At 55.0% G+C, this 25,626-nt stretch carries 22 protein-coding genes; 12 read left to right on the forward strand and 10 right to left on the reverse strand.

Annotation, left to right across the window (positions count from 1 at the left end; all coding sequences use genetic code 11):
- Positions 1 to 36: 36 nt before the first annotated feature.
- The 4 genes from BB029_RS26625 to BB029_RS26640 form a co-directional block, all read right to left on the reverse strand.
- Entirely contained in the window at positions 37 to 1,281 is a 1,245-nt protein-coding gene (locus BB029_RS26625; protein ID WP_371856031.1) for an OprD family porin, read from the reverse strand.
- 100 nt (positions 1,282 to 1,381) lie between these two features.
- Positions 1,382 to 2,686, reverse strand: coding sequence for a CitMHS family transporter (locus BB029_RS26630; protein WP_065941471.1), 1,305 nt, complete (start codon positions 2,684 to 2,686; stop codon positions 1,382 to 1,384).
- A 135-nt stretch (positions 2,687 to 2,821) separates the two neighbouring features.
- Positions 2,822 to 4,135: a dicarboxylate/amino acid:cation symporter gene (locus tag BB029_RS26635; protein WP_065941472.1), complete on the reverse strand. Its 1,314-nt coding sequence runs from the start codon at positions 4,133 to 4,135 to the stop codon at positions 2,822 to 2,824.
- A 44-nt stretch (positions 4,136 to 4,179) separates the two neighbouring features.
- Positions 4,180 to 5,262 carry a 4-oxalomesaconate tautomerase gene (locus tag BB029_RS26640; protein ID WP_065941473.1) on the reverse strand — a complete coding sequence of 361 codons (1,083 nt, stop codon included), beginning with the start codon at positions 5,260 to 5,262 and terminating at the stop codon, positions 4,180 to 4,182.
- Between the two features lie 165 nt (positions 5,263 to 5,427).
- Between BB029_RS26640 and BB029_RS26645 the strand changes: the two genes are divergently transcribed.
- Positions 5,428 to 6,318, forward strand: a complete 891-nt coding sequence (locus BB029_RS26645) for a LysR family transcriptional regulator (protein WP_027605835.1) — start codon at positions 5,428 to 5,430, stop codon at positions 6,316 to 6,318.
- A gap of 192 nt (positions 6,319 to 6,510) precedes the next feature.
- Complete coding sequence (locus tag BB029_RS26650; protein ID WP_065941474.1) at positions 6,511 to 7,188, forward strand: dTMP kinase; 678 nt, start codon at positions 6,511 to 6,513, stop codon at positions 7,186 to 7,188.
- On the opposite strand, the gene BB029_RS26655 is transcribed toward BB029_RS26650, so the two are convergent.
- On the reverse strand, positions 7,141 to 8,922 hold the full coding sequence (locus tag BB029_RS26655) for a GGDEF and EAL domain-containing protein (RefSeq protein ID WP_065941760.1): 1,782 nt from the start codon (positions 8,920 to 8,922) through the stop codon (positions 7,141 to 7,143). The genes BB029_RS26650 and BB029_RS26655 overlap by 48 nt on opposite strands.
- 276 nt (positions 8,923 to 9,198) lie before the next feature.
- Between BB029_RS26655 and solA the strand changes: the two genes are divergently transcribed.
- The 4 genes from solA (at position 9,199) to BB029_RS26675 (ending at position 12,046) form a co-directional block, all read left to right on the forward strand.
- Positions 9,199 to 10,383, forward strand: a complete 1,185-nt coding sequence (gene solA, locus BB029_RS26660; protein ID WP_065941475.1) for an N-methyl-L-tryptophan oxidase — start codon at positions 9,199 to 9,201, stop codon at positions 10,381 to 10,383.
- Between the two features lie 537 nt (positions 10,384 to 10,920).
- Positions 10,921 to 11,244: a hypothetical protein gene (locus BB029_RS26665; protein WP_065941476.1), complete on the forward strand. Its 324-nt coding sequence runs from the start codon at positions 10,921 to 10,923 to the stop codon at positions 11,242 to 11,244.
- On the forward strand, positions 11,244 to 11,648 hold the full coding sequence (locus BB029_RS26670) for a hypothetical protein (RefSeq protein WP_065941477.1): 405 nt from the start codon (positions 11,244 to 11,246) through the stop codon (positions 11,646 to 11,648). The genes BB029_RS26665 and BB029_RS26670 overlap by 1 nt, the downstream gene beginning before the upstream one ends.
- Before the next feature lie 107 nt (positions 11,649 to 11,755).
- Positions 11,756 to 12,046, forward strand: a complete 291-nt coding sequence (locus tag BB029_RS26675) for a hypothetical protein (protein ID WP_065941478.1) — start codon at positions 11,756 to 11,758, stop codon at positions 12,044 to 12,046.
- 582 nt (positions 12,047 to 12,628) lie between these two features.
- Here the strand turns inward: BB029_RS26675 and BB029_RS26685 are convergent.
- From BB029_RS26685 to BB029_RS26705, 5 genes are all read right to left on the reverse strand, one after another.
- Entirely contained in the window at positions 12,629 to 13,309 is a 681-nt protein-coding gene (locus tag BB029_RS26685; RefSeq protein WP_065941480.1) for a hypothetical protein, read from the reverse strand.
- 599 nt (positions 13,310 to 13,908) lie between these two features.
- On the reverse strand, positions 13,909 to 14,373 hold the full coding sequence (locus BB029_RS26690) for a toll/interleukin-1 receptor domain-containing protein (RefSeq protein ID WP_256558440.1): 465 nt from the start codon (positions 14,371 to 14,373) through the stop codon (positions 13,909 to 13,911).
- A gap of 466 nt (positions 14,374 to 14,839) precedes the next feature.
- Positions 14,840 to 15,604, reverse strand: coding sequence for a toll/interleukin-1 receptor domain-containing protein (locus tag BB029_RS26695; RefSeq protein WP_065941482.1), 765 nt, complete (start codon positions 15,602 to 15,604; stop codon positions 14,840 to 14,842).
- Positions 15,605 to 15,611: 7 nt separating this feature from the next.
- Positions 15,612 to 16,250 carry a hypothetical protein gene (locus BB029_RS26700; RefSeq protein ID WP_065941483.1) on the reverse strand — a complete coding sequence of 213 codons (639 nt, stop codon included), beginning with the start codon at positions 16,248 to 16,250 and terminating at the stop codon, positions 15,612 to 15,614.
- A 152-nt stretch (positions 16,251 to 16,402) separates the two neighbouring features.
- Complete coding sequence (locus BB029_RS26705) at positions 16,403 to 17,542, reverse strand: toll/interleukin-1 receptor domain-containing protein (protein ID WP_065941761.1); 1,140 nt, start codon at positions 17,540 to 17,542, stop codon at positions 16,403 to 16,405.
- A gap of 323 nt (positions 17,543 to 17,865) precedes the next feature.
- Here BB029_RS26705 and BB029_RS26710 point away from each other — a divergent pair, with 323 nt between their 5' ends.
- From BB029_RS26710 to BB029_RS26755, 6 genes are all read left to right on the forward strand, one after another.
- Positions 17,866 to 18,264 carry a hypothetical protein gene (locus tag BB029_RS26710; RefSeq protein WP_065941484.1) on the forward strand — a complete coding sequence of 133 codons (399 nt, stop codon included), beginning with the start codon at positions 17,866 to 17,868 and terminating at the stop codon, positions 18,262 to 18,264.
- A gap of 192 nt (positions 18,265 to 18,456) precedes the next feature.
- Positions 18,457 to 19,458 carry a tetratricopeptide repeat protein gene (locus BB029_RS26720; RefSeq protein ID WP_256558441.1) on the forward strand — a complete coding sequence of 334 codons (1,002 nt, stop codon included), beginning with the start codon at positions 18,457 to 18,459 and terminating at the stop codon, positions 19,456 to 19,458.
- A gap of 1,971 nt (positions 19,459 to 21,429) precedes the next feature.
- Complete coding sequence (locus tag BB029_RS26740) at positions 21,430 to 22,269, forward strand: toll/interleukin-1 receptor domain-containing protein (protein WP_065941488.1); 840 nt, start codon at positions 21,430 to 21,432, stop codon at positions 22,267 to 22,269.
- A gap of 272 nt (positions 22,270 to 22,541) precedes the next feature.
- Positions 22,542 to 23,141, forward strand: a complete 600-nt coding sequence (locus tag BB029_RS26745) for a TIR domain-containing protein (RefSeq protein WP_065941763.1) — start codon at positions 22,542 to 22,544, stop codon at positions 23,139 to 23,141.
- A gap of 54 nt (positions 23,142 to 23,195) precedes the next feature.
- Positions 23,196 to 24,812 (forward strand): CBASS cGAMP-activated phospholipase, encoded by a 1,617-nt coding sequence (locus BB029_RS26750; RefSeq protein WP_065941489.1) that lies wholly within the window; start codon positions 23,196 to 23,198, stop codon positions 24,810 to 24,812.
- Between the two features lie 172 nt (positions 24,813 to 24,984).
- Positions 24,985 to 25,572 carry a toll/interleukin-1 receptor domain-containing protein gene (locus BB029_RS26755; protein ID WP_065941490.1) on the forward strand — a complete coding sequence of 196 codons (588 nt, stop codon included), beginning with the start codon at positions 24,985 to 24,987 and terminating at the stop codon, positions 25,570 to 25,572.
- Positions 25,573 to 25,626: the final 54 nt, after the last annotated feature.

The following is a 25,626-nucleotide window of genomic DNA, read 5'->3' on the forward strand; positions in this document are numbered from 1 at the left end:
TGTAGGAAAGCGGCCGCAAGGGCCGCGATCGTCGACTTACCAAAGGGCAATGTCATAGGTGAGGTAGAGGCGATTGCTGTCGCGGCCGCGGGAGAACTCAGAACGGTAGACATAGTTGCGCATGCGCACGCCCAGCCCTTTGAACGTGCCGGCTTGCACAACGTAAGCCAGCTCGGTATCACGCTCCCATTCCTTGACCGTGGTCGCGGACTTGCCGTCATTGCCGCTCAGGTAGCGCGTTGAGAAGGTCAAGCCGGGCACGCCGACGGCGGCGAAGTTGTAGCCATAGTTGAGCATCCAGGTCTTCTCGTCCTCCTCAATGAATTTGCCGATGCCGGCATTGCTGAACGAGTAGACGGTCGCGCCGCTGATGTAGGGTAATCCGGCATCACCGCGAAGGGCCTGGTAGCCGCCACCGAGGGTATGGCCTGCAATCACGTAGGACAACTGGCCGCTGAACATGTCATTGTCGATTTTGCCTGCATAGGCCGAGCCGCTATCAACGCTGTTGAAGTAGCGCAGGTCGCTGGTCAGCACACCGCCGGCCAGCGGCAGGTCGTGCTGGATGCCAGCGAAGTTCTGTCGGTAGAAGTGCTCGAGCTCCCCGTAGAAATAACTCAAGCGCAGGTTTTTGCCCCATTTGTACTCAGCCCCGGCGTAGTTGAAATCACCGGATTTTTCCCCGCTGTAGCCATCAGGCACGATCGGCACGCTGTTGGTGGAGTCGCGCAGTTTGAAACGGTCCAGATGTCCGCCGGTCACGGTCAGGTTCTCGATGTCGCTGCTGCTGACCTGGGTGCCCTGGTAGGTCTGGGGCAACAAGCGTGCATCGTTGTAAATCAGCACCGGCGTCTTGGGCAGCAAGGTGCCGTACTTGACCGTGGTTTTGGCGAACCTGGCTTTTGCCGTAGCGCCGGCGCTGGCAAACTCGCCGGCCGCCCGCCCGTCATCATGTACCGGCATGAGCCCGGTGCCACTGCGCCCGCGCCCTGAATCGAGCTTTACCCCATAGAGCCCCAGGGCGTCCACGCCGAAGCCGAGGGTGCCCGCAGTAAATCCGGACTGATAGTCCAGCAAAAATCCCTGGGCCCACTCGGTGCGTTCGCTCTTTGCCGTTCTGGCGGCCCGCGCACTCAAGCCGTGCTCGTCGCGAAAGTTCTCGTTGAAATACACATTGCGCAGTTGCAGCTTGAGCTTGCTGTCATCAATAAAACCTTCGGCGTTGGCCGCCGCGACGGGTACCAGGCCTAACGCGCAAAACAAAGCTCGACGGGTATACATAGGGTTCATGGCAAATGACTCGTTGTTGTTATTTGGGGTACAGGTCGGCACGCGCCTCGTGAGTGAGGCGCGCTGGAAGGCAGCAGGAGTTATGGGTGGATCAGGTGAACAGGCTGATGGCACCGGTCAACAAGGCCAGGGCGGTGACGACCAGGGAGGTCAGCACGGCCCATTTGACGGTGGCCTTCTGGAAGTCGCCGATATCGCGATCGACCATGCCCACCAGCAGCAGGGTCGAGGCCACCAGCGGACTCATGAGGTGAACGGGCTGGCCCAGGATCGAGGCGCGGGCGATTTCGACCGGGTCGATGCCATAAGCGGCGGCGGCATTGGCCAGGATCGGCACCACGCCAAAATAGTAGGCGTCATTGGACAGCACAAAGGTCAGCGGCATGCTGGTGATCGCAACCACCAGCGGAAACAGGTGCCCCCAGGATGGCGGGATCCAGTCGACAAGGGTCTGTGCCAGGGCATCCACCATCTTTGTACCGGAAAAGATCCCGGCAAAGATCCCGGCGGCAAATACCAGCAACACCACGGTCATGGCATTGCCCGAGTGCGCCAGGATGCGTTCTTTCTGAATGTCCAATTGCGGGTAGTTGATCATCAGCGCGAGCACGAAGCCGATCAGGAACAGGATCGCAGAATGCATCAGCCCCATCACCAGCGCCGCCATCACCGCGATCACCAGCACCAGATTGACATAGGCCAGCTTCGGACGTTTGTGGGGCGTGTCCTCGAGAATCGCCTCGATGTAGCAATCGCCGCCGCCGCTTTGCAGCTGCACGTTGCCGATACGCTTGCGCTCTGCGCGACCCAGTATGAAGGCCGTGAAGATCACCCACAGGGCACCGCCGATCATCGTCGGCAGCAACGGCACGAAGTACTCGCCGGCATCCAGGCCCAGCGCGGCAATAGCCCGTGTCGCAGGGCCGCCCCAGGGCGTCATGCCACTCATGATGCTCAGCGACAGCATGGAGATGGTTGCCAGGATCATCGGGTTCATGCCGATGCGTTTATACAGCGGCAGCATTGCGGCGCAGGTGATCATGTAGGTCGTTGTGCCGTCGCCGTCGAGCGCTACCAGCAACGACAGCAGGGCCGTGCCTACGGCGATCTTCATCGGGTCGCCATTGACCCTCTTCAGGATTTTGCGGATCAGCGGGTCGAACAGGCCTGCGTCGATCATCAGGCCGAAGAACAGGATCGCAAACAGCAGCAACGCGGCAGACGGGGCGACCATTTTCAGGCCGTCGAGCATCATCTTGCCGGTGGTGCCGCCAAAGCCGCCGATCACCGCGAAGACGATGGGAACCACGGTGAGCGCGACGATGGGCGACAAGCGCTTCGTCATGATGAGATAGGTGAATACGACCACCATGGCCAAGCCAAGGAAAGCGAGCATAGGACGATTCTCTTGTTGTTATCGTAAAAATGGCTGACGCCGAGGCGCACGAGCCCTGACCCGCCGGGCGGCACAACGCGCCTGGCGGGGAGGGGGGTTCAGTCAAGTCAGGGGGGAAGCGTTATCCGGTTGTCTCTAGACGCGTTTGGCGTCCTTCAGGTCGTCCCAGGCTTTTCCCGGTGCGGCAGAAGATTTTGCGTCGAGCATCCGGTTCAGCGTGTCGCGGTGGCAGGCATTTTCAGACATCGAAATCACCACCGTCGCTACGGCGTTACTGGCCAGGCTGGTCAGGGCGCGAGCTTCAGACATGAAGCGGTCAACGCCGATCAGCAATGCCAGGCCGGCCAATGGGATGTCGTGAATGACCGTCAGGGTCGAGGCCAGTGCCACGAACCCGCTGCCGGTAACTCCGGCGGCGCCTTTGGAGGACAGCAGCATGATCGCCAGCATGGTGATGATCTGCGTCAGGCTCAGATCAATGTTGCAGGCCTGGGCAATGAAAATCGCCGCCAACGACAGGTAGATGGCCGTGCCGTCCAGGTTGAACGAGTAGCCGGTGGGCAGTACCAGGCCGACGACGCCTTTTTTGCAACCCAGTGCCTCGAGTTTCTCCAGCATGCGCGGCATCACCGGTTCCGTGGAGGAGGTGCCGAGTACCACCAGGAACTCTTCCCGAAAGTATCGCAGCAGCTTCCACAGGCTGAAGCCGTTGGCGCGGCAAATGCTGCCCAGTACCACGAAGACGAAAAAGCCGCAGGCGATGTACAAGGTCATGATCAACTTCGCCAGCGAACCCAGCGAGGTGATGCCGTACTGGCCGACAGTGAACGCCAAGGCCCCGAAAGCGCCGACCGGTGCAAAACGCATCAGATAGGAAAAGATCTTGAAGACCATTTGCGAGGCGGATTCGAGCACGTCGAGTACCGGTTTGCCACGCTCGCCCAGCGACGACAAGGCAAAGCCGGACAACACCGCGATAAACAGCACCGGCAACACTTCACCTTTGCTGAAGGCGCCGATAAACGTCTCGGGAATGATGTGCATGAAAAACTCCACCACCCCAAGCTTTGCGGCCGACTCCGTGTACTGGGCCAATCCTTTGGTGCTCAGCTGGCTGGGATCGATGTTCATGCCGGCGCCCGGCTGGAACACGTACACCGCGACCAGGCCAATCACCAGGCTGATCACCGTGAGGACGAAGAACAACAGCATGGTTTTGCCCAGCAGGCGCCCGAGGGAGCGCTTGTCGCTCATCCCGGCGATGCCGGTGACGATGGTGCAGAACACCACGGGCGCAATCATCATCTTGATCAGTTTGATGAACGCGTCACCCAGGGGCTTGAGTGCAATGGCCTGCTGGGCCCAGAAATGCCCGACCACGATGCCGAGCGCCACGGCGCAGAGGATCTGGAAGTAGAGCGATTTAACAACTTTCATGGCATCACCCATTTTTAGAATTGTGCGGATGCAAAAATGCCAACGACTATCGGAATTTATCCGGCAAGGCGCTGCGAGTCAGTGGCGTAGACGTAGCCGGAGAAAAGCCTGCGGGCGGTGCGTACGACTGAGGCCTGAATTGTCTCACCGTTCACGCCGGTGTAGGACAATACGACATCAATCCCGCCGCTCGGGTGTTCGATCCGCACCGCTTCAAGGCGCGGCGTACTGATCCCGCCGAGCATCTGCGCAACGATGCTGCCTTCGATCACGCACGCAGTGGCCAAACCAATCGAGCCGGTAATGGCGAGCGCGCGGTGGCAGTTGTGCGGCATGAAGTAACGAACCTGGATCGTGCCCCCGGCTTTCGCGGGCGAAACCAGTACCGGCTTGGGAATCACTTTGTCGCTGACATCGCCCAGGCCCATGGCCAGGCCGGCCTGAAGCCGCAGTGTCTCGAGGCGCCGCAGGAATTCCTTATCGGCGTCCAGTTCCGCCGGGCTCTCATCGCCACGCTTGCCCAGTTGGCTGGCTTCGACAAGCACCATGGGCATCGCCATGTCGATACAGGTCACCGCAATGCCATCGATCACGTCCTGCGTGTTACCGGTGGGAAAGAGCTTGCCTGTCTTGCTGCCGGCTGCGTCGAGGAACGTCAGTTGCACCGGTGCGGCCGTACCGGGCACGCCATCAATGGCGGTATCGCCCTCGTAACTGACTTTGCCATCCGGCGTGTACACGTCGGAGTGAATAAAGGTGCCGGTGTTTACGTTGCGAATACGCACACGGGTGCGCTCCGGGGTGCCTTTGACCAGACCCTGCTCGACGGCGAACGGGCCCACCGCGCACAGCATGTTGCCGCAATTGGGTGCGCTGTCGACCCTGCGTTGTGAAACCATCACTTGAACGAACAAGTAATCAACGTCCGCATCCGGGTGCAGCGAAGGGCTGACAATCGCAACCTTGCTGGTTTGCGGGCTGCCACCGCCGATGCCGTCGATCTCCAGTTCATGACCGGAGCCCATCAGGTTGAGTAGCAGTTCGTCGCGGGCCTCAACGGCGGCGGGCAAATCCCAGTCGAGAAAAACCGGACCTTTCGAGGTGCCGCCGCGCATCAGCACACAGGGAATTCTTTGCATGATACTGACTCTTGTTGATCAATCGGTGTAATTGATGTTCTTGGAGCAAGAGTCTCAAGCTTTAAAAAATGTTTCAAATGCAAAGATTGAAGAGATTATTGCGTTTTGCGAATGATAAATTTACGCTGAGTTTCCTTTTGACGCCTTGTGCGGGTGAGATAAGACATGGAATATGAGCTGAATGACATTCGATCCTTCGTGAAAATCGCTGAACTCGGCAGTTTTCACGAAGCAGCCGATGCCTTGCACCTGTCTCAACCGGCACTCAGTCGCCGAATTAAAAAACTGGAAGAGGGGTTGGGCACCTCGTTGCTGGATCGCACCACACGTAAGGTCAGCCTCACGAGTGTCGGTCGTGACTTTCTGCCGAAGGCACGTCGGTTGCTCGATGACTTCGATGAGTCGATTCTCAATATCCGTGAACTGGCCGAACGCCAGATTGGCCGGGTAACCCTGGCGTGTATCCCGACTGCGGCTTTCTATTTCCTGCCATCAGTCATTCGCCTGTATAACGAGCGCTACCCAAAAATCCGCATCCGACTGCTGGATTTGAGTGCCAATGAGGGGCTTGAAGCGGTGCTGCGGGGGGAGGCCGACTTCGGGATCAACATGATGAGCGGGCAGCATCCGGACATTGAGTTCGTGCCCCTAGTCAGCGAGCCTTTCGTATTGGCGTGCCGGCGTGATCATGAGTTGGCTGGACGCAGTTCGGTCACCTGGTCCGAATTGAGCGATTACCGCCTGATCGGGGTAGGGCGCCTGAGCGGCAACCGCATGTTGCTCGATCACGCGTTGTCTGGCCTGAGTTGGCGGCCGCAATGGTTCTACGAAGTCCAGCACCTCTCGACTTCGCTGGGCCTGGTGGAGGCCGGCCTGGGGGTTTCGGCAATGCCGAGCCTGGCCATGCCGGCTGAAGATCATCCAACCTTGGTCAGCGTCCCGTTGATCGAGCCGGTTGTGAACCGCTCCTTGGGCTTGGTTTACCGCCGGGGAGCATCGCTTTCGCCGGCGGCGGAAAAATTCGTCTCGATACTGCTTGAACAGTGGCCGCAATGAGCCATCACGCATGACTGATGGGCGATAACCGATGCTCATCAGCGGTTGTCAGCGTGGATTTGGGCCCCGTGAGCCGAAACAAGGGTAGAGTGTTCATCACTTTCTGTTCATAAGGGCCTTCGCGTCACCGCACTGAGCAGTTCCAGCGTCCGGACAGGGCAAAAAAACGGTATCTCAATTGTTAAGTGAAGAATGAATCGTCCGCTGTTTGTTTCTCTGGATGGGCCCAAGGGCACCGGCAAAACCACGCTGTTGGAGGCCGTTACGAAAGCACTGAGGGCAGACAACAAAAAGGTGATCCGGCTTTGCGAGAGAAAAAGCGATCCGTACCGGGAGGGAACAATGGCGCTTGTTAACCAGCTCGTCAGAAGTCCCTCCCGGGAGTTGGAGCTGCGGGTGTGTGAACGCTTTGCTGACAGCCGTGCCTGGATTTCCCGGCAGGTGCTGGCTAAACAGCCACCAGGCAGCATCATCCTGATCGATCGCTGGTACCCGTCGGATGCCGCGTTTCGCCGGATAATTCCGTTTGCAGAGATCCTGCAGTTGAACATTGATCGAAACGTGCGAGTGCCGGACCTGCATGTCGGGATTGTCACCGCCCCTGAGATTTCATGGGCGAGGGCAGCGGCACGACGGCGTGGGCTGAGCAGTACCGTGATCCATAAGCTGGAAGAACATGTCGCTTGTACCCAGGCATTCGAGCGAGCGATTGCAGATCACGGTTGGGTTTTGTGCCGTAATGAAGGCACGATCGAGGACGCAACGATGCAGGTGATCTCCGCGATCTACAGAGTCCTTGCTTGCGCGTCCCCGGCAGTCATTCTACCGGCCCCGACCTCCATCGATTCCTTGTGCTATCCAGGCTTCTAATGCCTCGGCGCTCATAGGCTTGGCTATCAAATAACCCTGTGCTTCGGAACATCCCCACTGTATTAACAGGTCCAGGATTTCTTGATTTTCTACGCCTTCTGCAACCACCCGGTAGCCGAGCCCCTTAGCCAGTCCGATCAGGGTTTTAACCAGTTGCTTGTCATTTTGATTGCTGCCCAGCCCGCTGATCAGAGATTGGTCAAGCTTGACGGTATTGGCCGGGAGCTCCTTCAAATAAGCCCAGTTGCTGTAGCCGGTGCCAAAGTCATCAACAGCAACCTCTACGCCAAACTTACGGACACGCTCCAGTTGCCGGATGACTTCTTCAGGGTTGGTCATGAGCATGCTTTCGGTAAACTCAAGTTCAAAGCCAGCGGGGTCCAGGCCGTGCTGTTGAATCTCATGGATCATCGCGTCGACGAATTCGGCGCTTTCAAGATCGCTGACGGTAATGTTCATCGCTATCCGCAGGCGCACACCTTGCGCTTTCCAAATAACCGCTTGCTGGATGATTGCGTTGAGCACCCACAATCCAACAGAGGGTATGAGTGCGGTTTTTTCAGCCAAGGGTATGAATTCAGCAGGGCTGATGGGCCCCAGTAAAGGATGTGTCCAACGTAATAGTGCTTCTACTGAATGACACCGTCCTGAGGGCAGTTTGATTTTTGGCTGGTACACCAGGCTGAACTGTTTGTCGGCGCAGACCGCCTCCGGTAACGAACTCAACAACATGAACGCGCGTTGTTGAGCCGCATCAAAATGGGGTTCATAGCGCGACCATCCCAGCCTGCGGTCACGCGCCTCATCCGCAGCGCTGACCACCAGGCGAAGCCAGTCTTGCTGGAGCCCTGAGCTATGAATAGGCAGGACGCCAATCCCGACTTGCATGAGTATGGGGATGGCGTGGCATTCGACAGGCTTTTTGAAGTCCTTGAGGATGTTTTCACAAATGTGCTCGGCCGTTTGATCCTCCTCAAGGAGGAAACCAAACCGCGTCGGGCTAATTTTATAAAGTAGACACTGTGGCGGTAATAGTTTTTGTAGGCGCGCTTTGATTGCCAGGACCAAGTCCGTGGCAAAACTGTAACCCAGCGCCTTCACGATATCGTTGAGGAACTTTGGCGAGATGATGTCAACCGCATACGCTTGGCACGCGCTGTGGGTCTTGAGTGCTTGGCGTATATCCTCCTCAAACCGGAGTCGATTAAATAACCCTGTGGGTTGGTCGACGAAGTTTCGAGCGCGCATGCTGTGGATGCGCATCATCACCAGTTCAGCAAAACCGCTGAGCATCGCGCTATCACGCTCACTCATAGCGGCGCGTGAGACTGTATCAATGATGCACAGGCTTCCCAGCGTAAAACCCTCTTCGGTAATCAGTGGGGTGCCTGTGTAATAACGAATATACGGAGGCCCCGTTACCAGGGAATTGTCTTTAAAACGGGGATCAAGCGTCGCGTCCAATACCTCCAGCGGGGCGTTTTCCAGCGTGGAGTAAGCGCAGAAGGACACTTCTCGTGGTGTCTGCGTCTCTTTAAGCCCTACGCGCGCCTTGAACCATTGCTGATGCTCATCGACGATCGAAATCAGCGCTATGGGTGCGTTGAAGTAAGCAGAAACCATCTCGACGATTTTATCGAAGACAGTATCGTACTCGCTGTCAGCTGGACAAAATTTCGCGACCTCTTTAAGCCGTTCAATTTCATTCGGCGGAATAGGAGCGCCTGCGCCCATGACAATCCTCGGAGTGGCTGTGTTTATGTGCACGGTATCAGACAGTGCCATCATTATGATGTTGTTTTTTCTATTCCTCTGATAGCTCAACGGTATGCAGGCAGACGGCCTCTCCTGTGTTGCCGGGAGAGGCGCGTGTTTGGACTCAGCACTGCGTAGTATTGCAGCAGCAGAGCGGCCGGTGATGCTCGGTTGATAATATGCATATGCTCTTTTAGTCGTTGATTCTTAATCGGCTTCACTTTCAACTGGCTTCTTTTTGACCGGTGAGCGTTGATGTCCGAGCGGTGTGATGTAGTGGTACTGGGATTGGGGGCCATGGGGGCCGCTACGGTGTATCAGTTGGCGAAGGCGGGTGCGAATGTTGTTGGTATCGACCGCCATCACCCACCTCACAACCTGGGCTCCAGCCATGGCGATACGCGTATTACCCGGCTTTCGGTGGGTGAGGGCGCGCAGTACGTTCCCATTGTGCGCAATTCCCACCGCATCTGGCGCGAGCTTGAGCAATTGTCCGGGGAGTCGCTGTTCGAACAGTCGGGTCTATTGGTTCTGACTTCGAGTCCCGAGTTTGACCCCAACGATAAAACCGACTTCACATTGCGCACCATCGGCCTAGCACAGGCCTATGGTATCGAGCGCGACGTTTTATCCGCCGAACAGATTCGCCAGCGCTTTCCACAATTTGCCAACGTACACGACACTGCCATCGGCTATTTCGAGCCAGGTGGAGGTTTTGTACGTCCTGAACGTTGCATTGATGTGCAGCTCAAGTTGGCCGAGCAACACGGAGCAATCCTCTACAAAGGCGAAACCGTCACTGGGATTAGCTCGAATGAGCAGGGAGTCCATGTCACTACGAATCTGCGCACGCTCTTTGCAAACAAGCTTGTGATTAGCGCCGGCAACTGGAGCGGCGGTTTGCTGGGCGAGCCGTTTGACAGCCTGCTCAGCGTCTACCGGCAGAAGCTGTTCTGGTTCGGGTTGGAGGAGGGCGCCGAGTGGGTGGATCACTCACCGACGTTTATCCTCACTCACGGCCGTGGCGACGACAAAATCAACTACGGCTTTCCCGCATTACACGGCGAGGGCAGCCTTAAAATCGCCACCGCGCAATACCACACGACTTCGTTGCCGCAAACAATGGATCGTACGGTCTCGCCGGCGGAAGAGCGGGACATGTATGAGCACCAGGTGCGCGGCCGCATCGTCGGTGTTACCTCGAGCGTGGTTAAGTCTGCTGTCTGCGCCTACACCGTGACGCCGGATCGCCATTTCATTATCGATGAGCATCCGTCGTGGCAGCACACCTTGGTGGTGTCCGCCTGTTCCGGTCACGGCTTCAAACATTCCGCCGCGTTGGGCGAGGCGTTTGCACAGTGGTGCATACGCAGTTCGACCGACTTGGATCTCTCGTCTTTCTCCCTTAAACGCTTCGAGCGCTATCATGGCGATACCTGAGTTATATCCAGTTGCTGCATGAAATTAAGGGTGAAGTCCGCGACGTGAAGCCGGATTCACGGTGCCGAGTACGTAAGCGTTCCGGGAACACACTCATGAATCTTGATTCGCTGAGAAGTATGTTCATAGTGCCTAACGTTTGGTTAAGGGGCGGCGGAACGTCGTCCCAGCGAGCGACTTAAACCATGTGTTAGACGCGAGGTAAGTCAAGCATTAGCGTTCCCTCCGGCGATGAGTAATGCCGTCAGGTACGAACCCAGCACCTATGAGAGCGATGGTGCACCGCAGTAGGCGACGAGAGCTGGAAGTGGCTGAGCCAGACACGTGATTTAACAAGTGGGCGATGTCAGATGTTCATAAGCCCCTCACGGGCCGGAGATTGCTGACTCAAAGTCCTCGAAACGAATGCGGGTGTTCATCGATTGATGTTCATAAACCTGACTTTATTGGACTCAGTTCAAGGCAAAGAAGTTTCTAAGAAGCTTGGGGCGACTCACTTTTTGATCGTGAGTGAGCTCGGCGCCGGAGGACATGCCGATGACATCCAGCATTGAGGTTCCTAGCGAACTTGTTCAAGCTGCATCGCTGAACTTCAAATCTCGACTCAGTGGATTTCTATGGCAAGCGTTCCCTCATGGGGCGTGCCTGGCTGGTGAGATCCATGGGGATTTGAGCGAGCGTTTCTTGGAGGGTGGTCTGACTCAGACCTCCGCCATCATGCAACTGACCAGGGAGCATGGTTATTTGCTTGCCCATACGTTTACGGGTAGCTGCTATGTGCTCATCCACCCGGTGGGCTCCGTGGAACAGAATTTTGGGCACCTCTATACGCACGAGGCACCACAGGGATTGGAGGATTGATGCATCTACTACATCTTGCGGAAGCTGTGGCGCTCGACGGCGAGCCGCTGTCTGGGGCGTCTGAGGCGGAAGCTGAGTTCATCCGGTCACGTGTCGCAGAAACGGGTAAAGCATACTGTGCTGCGGTTGCTTGGGTCATTATTGATGTACTTGATGTGGATGCCGACCCGTTGGCTGCCATAGGGTGGTTACCCATCGTCTTGTTTAGCCATAGCGTGCTGCTTCACAGCACCGCAGATTATGAGAACGGCGAGCGCATCAAGACCGGCTACGCGACCAGCTACGATGGCCGGGGCATCTTTGAAACCAGTGACACGATCTTTGTGCTTGTGGGGCAGGGCTTCAGAAAGTCTGTCTCGATCAAGCTTCTGAATCAGGTTCCCTCTAGATCCTGGGCCCCTTAGCTGCCATTTTCCGGCGTTTCAGGATCGAAGGATAAGCTGGTCGCGGGGCCTGCATAGAGCGCCTGCGTTGAAGGCTAAGAGTCACCATACGCAAATGAAGGGTCAATATGAATACGGATATTCTCGATGCTGTAAAGAAGCTGTGGGAGCTCCAGCAGCTCGGGCCTGAGGGGCTTTGGAAGGAGCCTGCCTTCGATGAACTGCGCAAGGCCTGTGCGGCCAAGTATCAGCAAGGTGAGGTAACGTTCGGTCTCACATTCGCTTTGGATCATGCGCTGAAATCGTTGGGCCTGGCGTGCTTGTCTCTATCGTCAAGGCAGTCCAACCCGTTTGATCCAACCCTCGCCTCGAGCATGCTTGAAGCCGCGTTCACCCAGAAGACAAACTGGTGCTGCTGACGTGTATGACGAGCTCTTCAACGTTAGGAGCGCTTTCATTCATGGCCGTGGAGGCATGAACAAAATACGCACCGCGCAGCGCGTTCAGGCACGCACGATTGCATCAAAGGTCTGTGCAGCTATGGTTGAACTGGTGAGTCAGCCGGGTTTGTCCCGAGACGAGATTCTCGATGATTTGTTGGAAAAAGGGGTGAGGCTCGTCGGTACTCAACAGCCCAAGCGTTCCCAGCGACTTCGCCCCAGCAAGGTGGGGGTTACTCGGGGTAAGACACAATCTTGCCGGCACCGCATCGAACGCATCGGGCCGACGATATTGGGTCTTCGCCCGACCAACACACCTCACTGACGCAACCGCCGAAGGCCAGCGTGTGCTCGGGACACTAAGTTGAGTTTCATAGTACTGGGCGTTACCAGAAAGGAATTTCGATCAGGACGGGCTTGCAGTCGACTATGACCGCCGGGGCTTTTTTGAAACCGAGGACAACGACAAAGAGATGCTTAACTGCCAGTCCACCAGAAAAATCGAGAGTGATGGGCTGCCGCTTTCCTCTACCGAGTACGCGGAGCGCGACGGCGTACAGCTTATTTCTGTGCATTGCTTTGTTTCTCAGCGAGTGGAGGATACAAAATCCACCGATCCTTCAGGTCTTCTTGATACGTCCAGGCGATCCCGTAATACAAAGCGAGCAGGGTTAAGACAAGGACTCCCCAAGTGAGATGCGACTGGAGAAGCATCATGATCGATTCCGCATGGCCAATGTAGCCAGAGATGTAATCAGTCACGATCAGAACCGTCAGGCCTATGAGCAGAGATCTTGCGTCAACTTTCTTAGCCTGCCGCTGTTTGGCGTCCTGACTGTGCTGTAGGCAAAGATTCAGAAGGAAATCACTGTTCTCTTCGAGTGCTAACCTTTTTAGGTCGCCTGGCCACACGCAGTTCGGGGGTAGCGCATGATATTCTGATGAATGCAGCGCGAATGCATTAACGATGTGGACGATGGCAGGCACAATCAGGGAAACGAACGACATGAATCCCAGCAACGCACACAGTATTTTGCCGGCGTTGGCGAGAAGGGATTCGGAATCAAACGATGAGATGGCCAATCCGTGGCCCGTTAGGGTAATTAGCGCAATATCAGCAAAAATCCCTACATAGATTGCTTTCAAGCACCAGTTGAAGTCCCAGACCTTTTCTACGATTCCTGATGCTAGTCCCGAAGCAATTGTTTTTGCTTCGTTGCCGGTGTGATGCTCTTGAGTCATGTGATTTTCCGTTGGTAAAAACGTCTTCATTGAAAGCGAGCAACTCTTCGTCGCGCTGACGTGATTGTGCATATGGCCGAGGACAAACTCTCGACTAGATCTACGAGGCGAAGCCTTGGCGGAGTAATGTGGGGAGCTGGCCGGCGCTCTTTGCAACTCCGCCAAGGCTAAACCAGCGGCGACGGCTCCCAGGAAGAAGGCGGCCGAAGCCTTCACACCAAACGTCAGAGTCACGCTTTGCGTGGGCAATGAGTTTGGAGGCAAAACGTCAGAGCTGATCCTCGAAGCCGACACACTCAGAAAATGGCAGGCGGAGCTAGATGCTGTCAAAGCCGCTAGGAAGAAATTTCGGTATATAGAGGTGGTGTCGGTTAGACCGATGTAGCTACGACTCCCGTCTCTCAAAGCGGGTACCATAGCCCCTGCGTGGATCGGTAATGGACAACGTGATCTGAAGGGTCATGCCAACGTTCACCTAAGAAAATTGGAATGTGGTTGGTCTGATCCCGGATAACAGGCTATTCGAAATTTGGCCATGAAATAAGACCAAATAGTTCAAATAGCCGAATCTTGCTGACTGGCTGGTACGCCTCCGAAAGTCAGATGGCGACCAGCTCAGCGATTTTTGTGGCGATTTCGGACATTGAGTTCTCAAGTGTGTCCAAGCCACTTCGAGAAGCCAACATTGGGCTGATATCTCTAAGCGCGTCATACGTGGTGTTGTGGACAATAGGCACCAACTGGTTGCGAGCCAATAGAACAGAGAGCTCTTTGTCGGCAACGCCTTCCCTGGGAAGGCTAGTCAGAAGTGCAGGAGTGACTAGCACGAGCCCAATTCGCGAATTCGCCAAGCCCTTGTCGATGGCGCGCATCATTGGAGTACCTAGACCAAGATCTTTTTCGCTAAACCAAACCTTGACGCCCGCGGCAACGAGCGATTCGTGCAGTTCTTTCGCAGCTCCCTGGCGGTCGTCCCAGGCGTGGCAGAGGAACACGTCACGTAAATCGGGCTGTGCCGCCGCTCTGACTTCGATGGTCTCACGAACTGGAGTGAGTGATTGCACCTCTAGAACGGTGTAGGAAACACCGGAGCTTGGTTTTGACCAGCGCGGTCTTGGGTTACTGCCGGATCTGCCAGTAGTACCACCGCCGTAGGCATAGCTGCTGCTCGGCGGAGAGTAGGAACCATAGCTACCGCGGTTGCGACATGCAGGGCAGGCGGCGGCTGCAGCCGATGAGCTATGACCGCGTACTGGAGCTGTGCATCTAGACATTTGTTAATCCTTCCTTTGATAAGTGCTTGGTCGACATAAGATGCATGCTGACGTGAGGATATGTTAGTGCCACCTAGCGGGAAAAGCGCGACAGCACGGGGGGCTGCTGGCTCACATGCTGCGGGGGAGGGCTTCTGAAGGTTCCCTTGCTGCAATCGCCCCGGTTCTCAGCCACATCGGCGAAATGACCATTAGCGATTTCATGTCGGTGGATACTAACGGGACAGGCAACGTGTGACTTGGCTGCCCCTGTGCATTAATGGGGACTGAAACCACCGTGCAACCGCGAAAGTGACTTAAGGATTTCTTGAGAGTCAGATGGATACGGTTGTCCTTCGATCCAGCGCTTCAGCTTCAAGCCGGTTAGCTCTTTCAGATGCTCAGTCTTCGCTTCATGGAACACAGGTACTGAATCCAAGGCGTAGGATTCGGTCGCAACCACAAGCTCTTTGGCATGCTTGGCTTGCCAAATAAAATGGCTAAACATCAACTCCATATGAACCCACGGAGACCCCGTTTTGTCTTCGTTTTCGATCGAGTGCTGTGTTGACAGCGAATGCTCGGTGTTCAAGAAGAACAGTGCGGTGGAATCGCTAATCATTTGCTGCAGAGCTGTCGCCAGGATCATGTACACATGGGCGGTCGAGCGATTGCGCAGGTCGTAGTCATAACGAGTAGTACCTTCGATTTTGCAGTGTTTCTCATCAATTGCCTTCAGAAGGTCGTACGCCGAGCCCCAAACCGTAGAGTCGATGAAGGCTGTTATCCCTTTCTTTTTCAGATCCAGAGCGAGCTGGATCGCCAAACCTTGATCTTTGGAGGAATGGGATATGAAGATGTCGCATCGTTGCGCCGGGAATAGGTGCTTGATGACGGTTTTGGCATCAATGCTGACATTGTCTTTCAACAAGTAATTTTTAAGCTTGATTGTGGAGGTTTCAAGGGTGCGCTTGAAGTCCGAGACCTCATTCGTGAGTGAGAAGTGTTCAGGGTTGATCTCAATATTGAATCCGTATTCCATTTAATGGTTATCCTTTACCGAAAGTATTGCCTGGATCGTGTCTTGGTTTCGAAGGTTTCAGTGAGAGATTTCGTTCGCTGTTTAGCCCGATTCCCAGACCGTGGGTGAACAGGCCAACGTAGTCGAGCAGCTCGTCGTAGTCTTTTTCGTCGGGTGTGATCACTGGATCAATCGAAGCAGAAGCGCCACCGGGACTGCGGAGCGCGATCACATTTGCTCCGGAATGATCCCTTCTAAACTGCTTGTGCTCGTCGAGGATACCTTGTTGCCCGCCGATGAAGACCGCGGCCTCAAACTTGTTGTGGCGGAACATGGCTCTTCTCATGAGCTCCAGGCTCGACTGCCGGTCTCCGGTTGAAACTACTTCAACCAAGTTTCCAAACCTGAGGTTCACCTTCGGAGCTTCCGTTGCGAAGAATTTCGACTGGTAGATCGTCACGGCAGCTCTGTTGTCGATCCCCAGATCCTCGCATACCGCGAGAATGAGAGGGGAAATTGTGGGATGACCACCAAATACGAGGTATTTACGACCCAGTACGGTATATAGGAATGTCCGAAGCGCCGCCTGGATCAGCATCGGATCACATTGTTCATAGAAACTGTTTTCACTGCTTGGAACGCTGGCAGAAAGGAAAATCTTGCCCATATCGTTGGCCTCTGGTTTAGCTCTTTGGAGGGATGCGCTGGTTCAGGCGTGTGACCGATCTCGAGCTGTTGAGTGATCATTCACCATGATTGCCGGCGGAGACGCTTGCAGGTCAATCTCTGGAAGGATCGTTTCGAACGGGCACGCGGTTACTAATACCAATCTTGGAATCGATGGCCAGCGGCGTTCGCCTTCACCAAGCGCGCATGCCCATCAAGCCTGTCTCCGAGCCATTGCATGTGGGCTTTCCAGGTTCTTTCTTCGATGCCTTCTTCATTATAAATCACGGCAACTGGAGGCGAGTGCTCTTCCAGCGATGCTTCATAGAATGACTCGCTGGTTGGTACGCGAAGTTCTGGGTAGACAACGATTTCTTCATTTTTTACTGAGACCACCAATCCTCTTCGGGACGAAGCGCCCAGCACTTTACCGCCGGCGGCCTCTACCGAAGACGTTAGCTTCCCGACAAGATCCCGGTACCTGATCGATACGCTTTTACTTCGATAGAGCTCGATTTTCTCGAGAATCTCGGTCAAAGCATCCGACTGAATCAGCCGATCTGCACCGAGATCAGAGTCCTCCAACTGGACTTGTCCGCTGATCAAATGGATGTTGGTTGCTTCTACGCGTGGCCACCCAACGCGAAGCATGGCGAGTTTCCTCAACGAAGCCCTTTCGAACTCCAGCTCAGTCCAGCGGCCTTTGAAGTACCCTGAGCTATCGAGGTAGACGAGTACGTCGGAGTCGCAGAGGCGCTGCCATAGCACCTCTTGGAAGTGCTCTCCAGGTAAAATCCCGTGCGTGTCGAGGAAAACGTCGTACTGCCTCGCACACAGTTCTGAATACAGTTGCAGAGCGGCCTCTGTGGACTCTTTGCGTCGATAGCTGAGGAACACCCGGCGCTGACGTGGGATAAGCGAGCTTGCCTCCAGGAGACAGCTCGCAAGGATAGCTGGGCTTTGGGTCATCGCAACGCCGTTCAATGCTCCAAGCTTTCCGGGAAATTCGGCTTTAAAAGTGTCTGGATCCCGCGCAACCGGAACCAGTGGTACTCGGCGGTCAATGAAATGCTCAATGGCCGCCTCATCAGTGGCATTGATGCTTGCGCAAAGGGCTGCGCAGCAGCGATCAAGCTTGGGTCGGAAGCGCCTGGGATCTCCCCGAAACAGTGTCACCTCTTCATGAAGCACTAATCCGAGTTCCGAAATTCGCTCCTCTAGAGCGGCCTCGATCTCATCGGCAATAGCGGCGGGAAAGTCGCCTAGTAGGGCGAGGGAGTAGCGGGCATCCATGAAGCTTCCGAGCCTCTCTATATTGTTGACGTACAAGTGGCAAGCCGGAGACTCCGCACACCCAGTCGCCTGGGTGAGCTCAGTCCTGCCAGTCAACATGCTAAAAGTGGCGATAGGCTATCAGGTATCCAACGCAGATGCTCTTGAATGCTGCTAGAAAGGTGCAGCCCTTTCCGTGCTTTCGTCCAGTAATCGGCAGTAGACAGATCAGAGTTTCTGGTAGCTTGCGGGGCTCACAAAATGGAAACCATAAAATCCGAGATGACCAGGCATGCTCCGTGCGAACATTGCCGCATCACAGCGCTCTATCTCAAGGAAATCCAATGCTGATAAGATTCGACCCTCCAACCCGCATCACCTACATTGCGTTGACCTACGCGATACCATGTTTGGCGCTGTTAGCGCTATGGATGCAAGACGATTTGACGAATCTAACTGCAGCTCTGACGCTGGGTGTGGCTGCCACCTTGTTTCTTCGAATGGAGTGGATACAGAACTTCGTCCGGGCTAGGTGGCAACGTGAGTATGAACAAAAACTGGCCGCCACGGATGCGGCATTGGCTCGGGATGATCTAAGCGCCATAGAGCGTCGTCGGCTTCAGCGCTATCGTAACCAACTGGCTGATCGCTACCACCTGGTTACCTCTCCCGCGGTAACCTACAAGCCGATCAATGTCATGGGGTATGTGCTCAAATTCAGTGTTTACGCGTTCAAGAACTAGGTTGAGTTTGCTGGATTCTTAGCCTGCGGCTTTTTCGCGAGACCGCTATGCTGCTGGATCACGACTTCAAGCGCCGCCGGCTACAGGGCATGCTTTGAGAGTCAGGGGCAAGGTCAATTGAGTCACGCACTCAGTGTTAGAGATGGGCAGCAATGCTCACCTCGGCACGCTCAAGCTTCGAAGGAGCAGGGAATGAGCTTTTTTAGTTGGCTGTTCAAAAGGCCCAAGGCAGTCAACGCTGAAGCCGATCCCGGATCTCCAAAGGGGCGTCGCTCAACGCTCCAGGTTTCGCGTGATAAACATTTTTTGACGGTGGAGTCGCTCGACTTTTACGGGTTATATCAGCTGTCTAAGTCAAAGCACTGGGCGATTGGGTGGCGCGACTCAGACCCTGCGGCGGGCCGAGGAGGACATCGGGAGTCGGGCCTTGGAGCCTATGTACTGGCTGATCTTAGCAGCGGTACGGTCAGTTGCAACGGAAGCATGGCCAGGCCGAACAACGGTCACGTTTCCAACTCCGGTGTTTTCTGCTTGGAGGACTGGCATTTTGGCAGCTCTCTTTCTGGAACATTCAGTGTCTTCGATCCCGCGGGAGCTGTAATCATCACGAAAGAGCTGACGGCCAATATCTTCACCAGCGGCATTTCTAGGAATGGGAAGTACGCTTTCTGCGCCACAGCAAACAGCCCCAGTGAGCATGGCAACAAGGTCTTCCTGTTCGACCTGCTCAAGCGTGTAGAGCTGTATTGCGTCACTCCAAAAGCCGGATGGCCCGAAAGCTATGAGGTCGACGAGAAAACGGGAGAACTGATTGCACATTTCAAGGAGGTCGGGAGCTTCCGGTACGACATTGATGGCCAATTCCTAGATGATGATCAACTCGAGGATGCGAATCTCACCTCGTCTCGGTTTGAGCGCATTCTCCTCTCAGCAGAGAAGGTGCTAGGGGAGTTCGATCTAACAGACGAGCGCGTCGTTGAAGTCCTGGATGCTGTCCAGCGTGCTAGGTCGCTTGGCGCAGACCAATATCCTGCTTGGAGAGCCACTGCTTTGAAAGTACAGGGGCTCGCGCACGAGCACCTGGGCCAGTACGCCGAGGCAGTCCAGGTTTACGAAGAAGCGCTTTCTTTGAACCCTAAAATCGGTGTGAAACGTAGGCTCGCTTCTGTGACGAAGCGGATCAACGCTGGATAGCAGGCACTGAATTCCGGGGTTCAAGCTCTGTAGGCTGGCCGTGGTGCGTTCAGTAATCGACAAGAAACGAAAAGAGCCCCGGAGGTGCTCTATGACACATCACAATCATCCAGTTTGTAATGTGGTTCTACCGCGGGACATCGCAGAGGTTGTGTTGCTCACCGAGTGGACAGGGAACCGTCGGCAGATACTTTTTCTGTATGGGCATACAGTTATCTGTCAATCATAATTTGATGAGTTATTGGGCTTTTTTCATTGGCTTCGTCATATGACAAGGCAGCGAGATGTCTAATTGGCCCAGAGGTTAGGTGTGAAGTCTACTCGGACTCATCTCATAAGGGCCCGGCTCGATTTGAGTACAGGAAGCGACTCGGAGAACCTTGAGCAGCCCAGACTTCCATCGCACGCTGAACGATCCGGTGTGTACTGGCTAGATTGAGCGTATTCCGTTCAGGATGCCAAAGGGTTGGCACGAACCTTCTGTCGTGCGGCGAAAGAAAGACCTCGAATTCGCTGTAAATGATTTCGGGGCCTCGCCCCTTCGAGTCCTGCAGAGCTCGGATTACCTCATCCTCTAACTTGAGAGCCTGCAGACGCATAGTGGAGTTGATGACCACAATGTGGTGGTCGTTCAGACTTTTGGCTAGTTCATGAGCCTCAAAGATGATGCTGTCCAACACTGCAACCTGATGCACTTTCTGGCTCCGTATTGATGCGACCCGCTGGTACCTTAGAAAATCTCTCTGCCGGCTACCTGATAAACCTTAAGCCCGGGAGGCTGACAGTCTCGCTGCGGCACGTTCATTTGCTGCATCAGGCTCAGTGACGGCGCGAACCAGCTTAGTCTGTACAAACAGGCACATGGCATAAACCCAGCCTAGTTTGCGTATCGGCGTAAACTAACGCTCCCGCGCCGCTGAGCACTGCATGACCGCTGATAGTGCTTGGGCTTCAGCTGTAACGGCTGACTGCATGAGGGTTTCTGAGCGTTTCATCAGTCCACGCAAGCCATACACATACCGCGAGTGCGATGCATGCATACCCAAGCACTCCCGCAGTTCCAGCGACGCTCATGGATTCCACATCTCGATAGCAGCACACCATGAGGTACCCCATCATTGCGCCCAGCGCCGCGCGAAAAGCTGTCAGCAGGCTTCCACCGATGTTAACGAAGAACGAATGTACCTCGCGAGATTTCCGAATTAGACGGTATGCCCGGAACGTCACCCTGAAAATGAATATACTCACCAACCCAAAGGCGAAAAGCAGCCAGAGGTAGTAAGACATCAGGGAAGGAGCCGCCAAGAGCGCGTTTACCAAGTCGCTGACCTCTTGGGAAGAAGCGCATGCAAGGAAGGGCGGGGTACCGAGGAAAAAGGCATAGGTCAGTTCCCGACACGTGCGTCGGATAAAGCCAAATTTTGGATCTCGTTTCAGTAGCAAAATTACGGACTTCCTTTAGGTCGCAACTAGATCAGCTGATCATCAAAAGCGGAATTTCGCGATCCCCAGTAGGCTCTCAAGCATCTGCGAGAGGTAGTTCTCAGAGCCGAAGGCGAATCCTGCGGCCAGGGAAGCCCGTCTGTATTCCTGCGGAGCGGGAGTAGCCTGAGCCAACAAGGACTGCGTAGACTCCTTTGTTCTCAAAAATGGAGAAAGCAATTTGAGCAGTGGCATCAGGGGCTGTTGCGGTCATGCGGAGTTCTCGATCATTAACGAAATACGCCCATGGGTAATCGTCCAAGCCAGACCTTCGGTGCCGAGCCGGCGTAGGCATGAGCTCCAAGCCATAAGGATGCTCGCCTCAGTACACCCCCGTCTAGATCCGATGCTGGCAATTTGCCGTTTTTGCGTTCAGAGTGCTGTTGCCTGTCTGCTCCTACACGGGTGTGCTTAGCATTGCCCGCTATGCGGATCAGGTTCAGGACGTTTCAAAACCTCACAGAAACTACAGATCAGAAGGGATTCAGTATGTATGTAGGGCTTGAGTTGACCGGCTATAAAAGCTATAGCCCGGTATCCACGTCGGAAATCCAGAAGTTCAAGGAGCAGGTGCAGGGTCAGTTCGGTGAGGTATCCGACTACCTGGTTGATGTATTCGAAGGCAGAAGACTCATCGACGCTGACCTGCTGTCGAGGCGTATCTTCCCTCAGCAGCACAGGACGCACGTGTTTCTCTCGCACTCCCATGCTGATGAGGAAAGGGCTATCGAGCTTGCCGTTAGGCTCCGTAACCGTGGCGTAAATGTATTCGTGGACTCCTGTATTTGGGGAGCGTCACAGCATCTTCTTGAGAAGCTGATGGCTTATTACGCAGACCAGAAAGCAGATGGAAAGCCACTCAGTGAGCTGGAAGTAAGCGATCTTTCGGCTGGTGTGCATCTGATGCTGGTAGGTGCGCTTCAGGAGATGATCGATAGAACTGAGCTTTTCGTGTTCCTGAACACTGAAAAATCTGTTCCCTTGAAGGCTTACGATGGCTCAGACCGTACATTTTCGCCGTGGATCTATTCGGAGCTTCAGTTCAGCTCAATGGTGAGACGTCGAGTGCCGGCTCGCCGCAGAGGTCGTAGCCGATCCGTCTTGTCGTTGGAACACCAGCAGGCCAGACGCTTGCTGCCTGATTTTGCTCACAAAGCACTAAACTCCCATCTGCCAAAAATCGACGGTTCAGAGTTCAGTGGCTGGATTGAGCTTTTACTCGAAGAGGGTGAGCCTGCTCTTGATAGCTTGTATAGGAAATTCGAGATACCAGGCCAGTTCAGACTGCTTCGGGCTCAGGCGGCGTCAAGGAGCAAAAGGCTCTTGTAAGATGCCTCACCGCATCTGCATGGATTGAAAGTGGCATTAGCGTCGGAGGGCCAAGCCAAGGGTTTAGCTGGCAATTCCAAGTCACGGTCCTGAGTTTCCCCATGGCTGGCATGGTGATGTTATCGACTGATGCTTGGTGTAGTCTTGATGGATTCTAACCCTATCGATGGCAGCTGATCCTAGTTTCGCAGCGTGCCCAGACTGGGCATGCCAGAGCGAGCAGTGGTCGCTTCGGTATGACGAGGTGGTTGCAAACGTACGGGGAGCAAGGAATGGCACGAAGAACGTTTTTTTCCTTCCATTATCAGGAAGATGTATGGCGTGCCTGGAACGTCAGGAATTGCTGGGTCGTCAACGACGATCGACAATCGGTGGGGTTCTTCGATGGCAGCGTGTTTGAAGCGTCCAAAAAAGAAGGCGACGACGCGCTCAAAGTCTTCCTCCGAAATGGGCTCAACAACACGTCCGTGACATGCGTTCTGACCGGCCAGCTCACAGCATCAAGGCGCTGGGTGCGGTACGAGATTGTACGTAGCGTGTTGAAAGGCAATGGGCTATTGGCCGTTGATATTCACGGTGTGAAAAACAAAGCCCAAGTGACTGGAGTTAAGGGCGCAGACCCACTGGCTGAGGTGGGTGTCTATCGCTCCAACGACAAGATTTTCTTCGCGGAGCTAAAAGGCGGGAGGTGGGTTAAGTATGCGGACTATACCCTCGCCATCCCGGCCTCTGACTTGTGGTTTGATGCCCCTACTAGCGACACGGTCGTTCCGCTTTCCAGGCACTGCATGCGGTATGACTTTGTAGCGCAAAATGGCCGAGCCAACATCGCAGGCTGGATCGAGACCGCCGCAGGATTGGCCGGCCGTTGAACCCTCCGGCTCGATCGCAGAAACTTTCACTGAAGACTACCCAGGTATTAATTTATGGCACCTACGCAGCGCCTGGCCGGCGTCAGGATCCACTTGTCGGGTTCAAACCCAGAATCGCGAGACGATGTTGCTGACTTCATACAAAAAATTGCTGCGAAAATCTTTAGCGAAGGCGGCTCGATTGTCCATGGTAGCCATCCTTCACTCATCGCCCCGCTGCGCAAAGCCTCTGAATTGTTCATTCAGGCAGGCGGGGGTAGGGGAGCGCTTACGTTAGTGCGAGCGAAACGCTTCGCCACCGACGAGTACGCCGCCGAAATTGAGGAACACAGAAAATTCGCATCAGTTGAAATTGTCCCTGCGGATGTTAGCCAAGGGCAAGCCGCAGTTGGCTTGACATCTATGCGTGATTGGATGGCTGACCGTTCGGATGCAGTCATCTGCGTGGGTGGTGCGTGGTGGGGCGTCAATAAAGCAAATGCAGGCGTGCCGAATGAGCTGGATACCATGCTCGAGCTCGGTAAGCCTGGATTTGTCGCTGCTGGTTTTGGCGGTGCCATAGCAGGGTACCTCCAGGAAGATCCGTCTTTGCTATCTCGCCTGCGAAATGGTCTTTCACTGGAGGCGAACACTACCATTTCCAATGGTACATCGGTTGAGCAAGTCGTGGGTCTGATCGTCGAGCAATTGAAAAATCTGCCACTTGCTCGTCGCAACATTTCGCAAGGCCGCAACTTCCGCATCTTGGCGCTTGATGGTGGAGGACTCAGGGGCACTTTCACTGCAGCTGTCTTGGCCAAGTGGGACGATATGCTCAAGTCAGGTGGCGGCAACGACCTTATTTCGCATTTCGACCTGGTGGCGGGCACATCCACGGGTGCTATTTTGGCCATTGGGCTCGCCTTGGGGATGAGCCCTCGAGAGATCTTGGAATTCTACGAAAAGAAAGGCCCACAGATTTTCCCCAAGAATCGAAAACTTCGGCATTGGCTCAAATCTAAGCATGACTCGGCCACACTACGCGGACTGCTGACTGAAGTGTTTGGCGACAAAACCTTGGAGGAGGATTCGCGTTGCCGTTTGGTCATTCCTACGGTTAGGGCTAAGCATGGTCAAGCAGAGGCTATCGTCACGCCGCACAGCCCAGATCGGACGGCATATCGTGATATCTCAGCCGTGACTGCGGCGCTGGCTTCCTCAGCGGCCCCCACATATTTTGATGAAGCCGAATACGATGGGCCGATAACATTGGAAACCTTCCTTGATGGGGGCGTCTGGGCGAACAATCCCATCTTGCCGGCCTTGGCGGAAGCAGTTCGGTACCTGAAGATCCCCCTAGATCGAATCGACGTGCTGAGCGTTGGAACGCTCACCAGCGAGAGTGATTTCAGTGATCAGTTGGGCAAGGGCAAAGGGGGATGGGCGCCTCATAGCGTTGATCTCTTTTTTGCCGCCCAAGAACACGGTGCTCTTGCCCTGGCTGAGAGTTTTCTGGGCCCGACGCGTCACCTGCGCGTCAATCAGCAGACCCCTGCCGAAATCAAGCTTGACGACACTGAGGCTATTCAGGAAATGGCCCAGCGTGGCAACGAAGCAGCTAAGGAACACTTCGCTGAGGTGCGCTCCAGATTCCTTGATGGGCAACGTGCGGATGCCTGGGAGCGCTTCTAAGTAGAAATGGATTCTTAAGACAGAGTATTGGGCGTCCGCTTATCTTATTTGTCAGATCTCAAACACACGACCCTGAGCAAAGAGGTGAATTGGCTGCTCACCCACGGCCCGTGATTACGGCTTTCTCTGATCGCTGAGGCACCGACGAACTATCACTAGAAGGACTCGTAGTATGGCGTTTTTTACCATAACTGAAGCACGTGCAGCCGCGAAGCGGGCAATGAAGAGCCGTAGCTTGGTGGACGTGATCAGTGAGTCGATTAAAGCTAGCAAGCTAGCAACCCGATTCGATGTTTTCTTATCCCACTCTATCAATGACGCCGAACTTGTGATCGGGGTAAAGGTACTACTCGAGGACATGGGCAAAAAAGTTTATGTCGACTGGGTAGACGACCCAGAGCTTGACCGTAGCCAAGTCAACAAGGACACGGCCGAGAGACTGCGCGGGCGGATGAACCAGTCCGAGACGCTGTTGTACATTGCCACCGAGAATGCATCAAACTCAAAATGGATGCCCTGGGAGCTGGGCTACTTCGACGGTAGTAAACCGGGCAACGTATCTATCCTTCCGGTCTTGGAAAGGGCGGATCAGCGCTTTGAAGGGCAGGAGTACCTGGGGCTCTATCCGACAGTGGGTAAGGAAAACCTGCGCGGCCCGGGCAAGCAAGGCAGGCATCAACTAAAGGATGCTGATACTTTGCGACGAGCGCTGGGAGGCCGAGGTTACCCTTTCGGTGGGGTCGGTAAGATTTACCTATGATGACCGAAGGCAGCATCAACGTGATGTGCTTGAAACACCCTGGCGACCCTGAGG

The organism is Pseudomonas sp. S3E12, assembly GCF_001702295.1.
GTDB lineage: Bacteria > Pseudomonadota > Gammaproteobacteria > Pseudomonadales > Pseudomonadaceae > Aquipseudomonas > Aquipseudomonas marginalis.

Excerpts from the sequence above, each read along its gene's own strand:
- BB029_RS26655 (WP_065941760.1), bottom strand. The coding sequence starts at position 8,922 with ATGGGCGCAGGCGCTCCTATTCCGCCGAATGAAATTGAACGGCTTAAA.
- BB029_RS26675 (WP_065941478.1), top strand. The coding sequence starts at position 11,756 with ATGAATACGGATATTCTCGATGCTGTAAAGAAGCTGTGGGAGCTCCAG.
- solA (WP_065941475.1), top strand. The coding sequence starts at position 9,199 with ATGTCCGAGCGGTGTGATGTAGTGGTACTGGGATTGGGGGCCATGGGG.
- BB029_RS26710 (WP_065941484.1), top strand. The coding sequence starts at position 17,866 with ATGCTGATAAGATTCGACCCTCCAACCCGCATCACCTACATTGCGTTG.
- BB029_RS26650 (WP_065941474.1), top strand. The coding sequence starts at position 6,511 with ATGAATCGTCCGCTGTTTGTTTCTCTGGATGGGCCCAAGGGCACCGGC.
- BB029_RS26685 (WP_065941480.1), bottom strand. The coding sequence starts at position 13,309 with ATGACTCAAGAGCATCACACCGGCAACGAAGCAAAAACAATTGCTTCG.
- BB029_RS26630 (WP_065941471.1), bottom strand. The coding sequence starts at position 2,686 with ATGCTCGCTTTCCTTGGCTTGGCCATGGTGGTCGTATTCACCTATCTC.
- BB029_RS26625 (WP_371856031.1), bottom strand. The coding sequence starts at position 1,281 with ATGTATACCCGTCGAGCTTTGTTTTGCGCGTTAGGCCTGGTACCCGTC.
- BB029_RS26745 (WP_065941763.1), top strand. The coding sequence starts at position 22,542 with ATGGCACGAAGAACGTTTTTTTCCTTCCATTATCAGGAAGATGTATGG.
- BB029_RS26700 (WP_065941483.1), bottom strand. The coding sequence starts at position 16,250 with ATGGGCAAGATTTTCCTTTCTGCCAGCGTTCCAAGCAGTGAAAACAGT.
- BB029_RS26670 (WP_065941477.1), top strand. The coding sequence starts at position 11,244 with ATGCATCTACTACATCTTGCGGAAGCTGTGGCGCTCGACGGCGAGCCG.
- BB029_RS26720 (WP_256558441.1), top strand. The coding sequence starts at position 18,457 with ATGAGCTTTTTTAGTTGGCTGTTCAAAAGGCCCAAGGCAGTCAACGCT.
- BB029_RS26705 (WP_065941761.1), bottom strand. The coding sequence starts at position 17,542 with ATGGATGCCCGCTACTCCCTCGCCCTACTAGGCGACTTTCCCGCCGCT.
- BB029_RS26665 (WP_065941476.1), top strand. The coding sequence starts at position 10,921 with ATGACATCCAGCATTGAGGTTCCTAGCGAACTTGTTCAAGCTGCATCG.
- BB029_RS26640 (WP_065941473.1), bottom strand. The coding sequence starts at position 5,262 with ATGCAAAGAATTCCCTGTGTGCTGATGCGCGGCGGCACCTCGAAAGGT.
- BB029_RS26635 (WP_065941472.1), bottom strand. The coding sequence starts at position 4,135 with ATGGGTGATGCCATGAAAGTTGTTAAATCGCTCTACTTCCAGATCCTC.
- BB029_RS26695 (WP_065941482.1), bottom strand. The coding sequence starts at position 15,604 with ATGGAATACGGATTCAATATTGAGATCAACCCTGAACACTTCTCACTC.
- BB029_RS26645 (WP_027605835.1), top strand. The coding sequence starts at position 5,428 with ATGGAATATGAGCTGAATGACATTCGATCCTTCGTGAAAATCGCTGAA.
- BB029_RS26740 (WP_065941488.1), top strand. The coding sequence starts at position 21,430 with ATGTATGTAGGGCTTGAGTTGACCGGCTATAAAAGCTATAGCCCGGTA.
- BB029_RS26750 (WP_065941489.1), top strand. The coding sequence starts at position 23,196 with ATGGCACCTACGCAGCGCCTGGCCGGCGTCAGGATCCACTTGTCGGGT.
- BB029_RS26755 (WP_065941490.1), top strand. The coding sequence starts at position 24,985 with ATGGCGTTTTTTACCATAACTGAAGCACGTGCAGCCGCGAAGCGGGCA.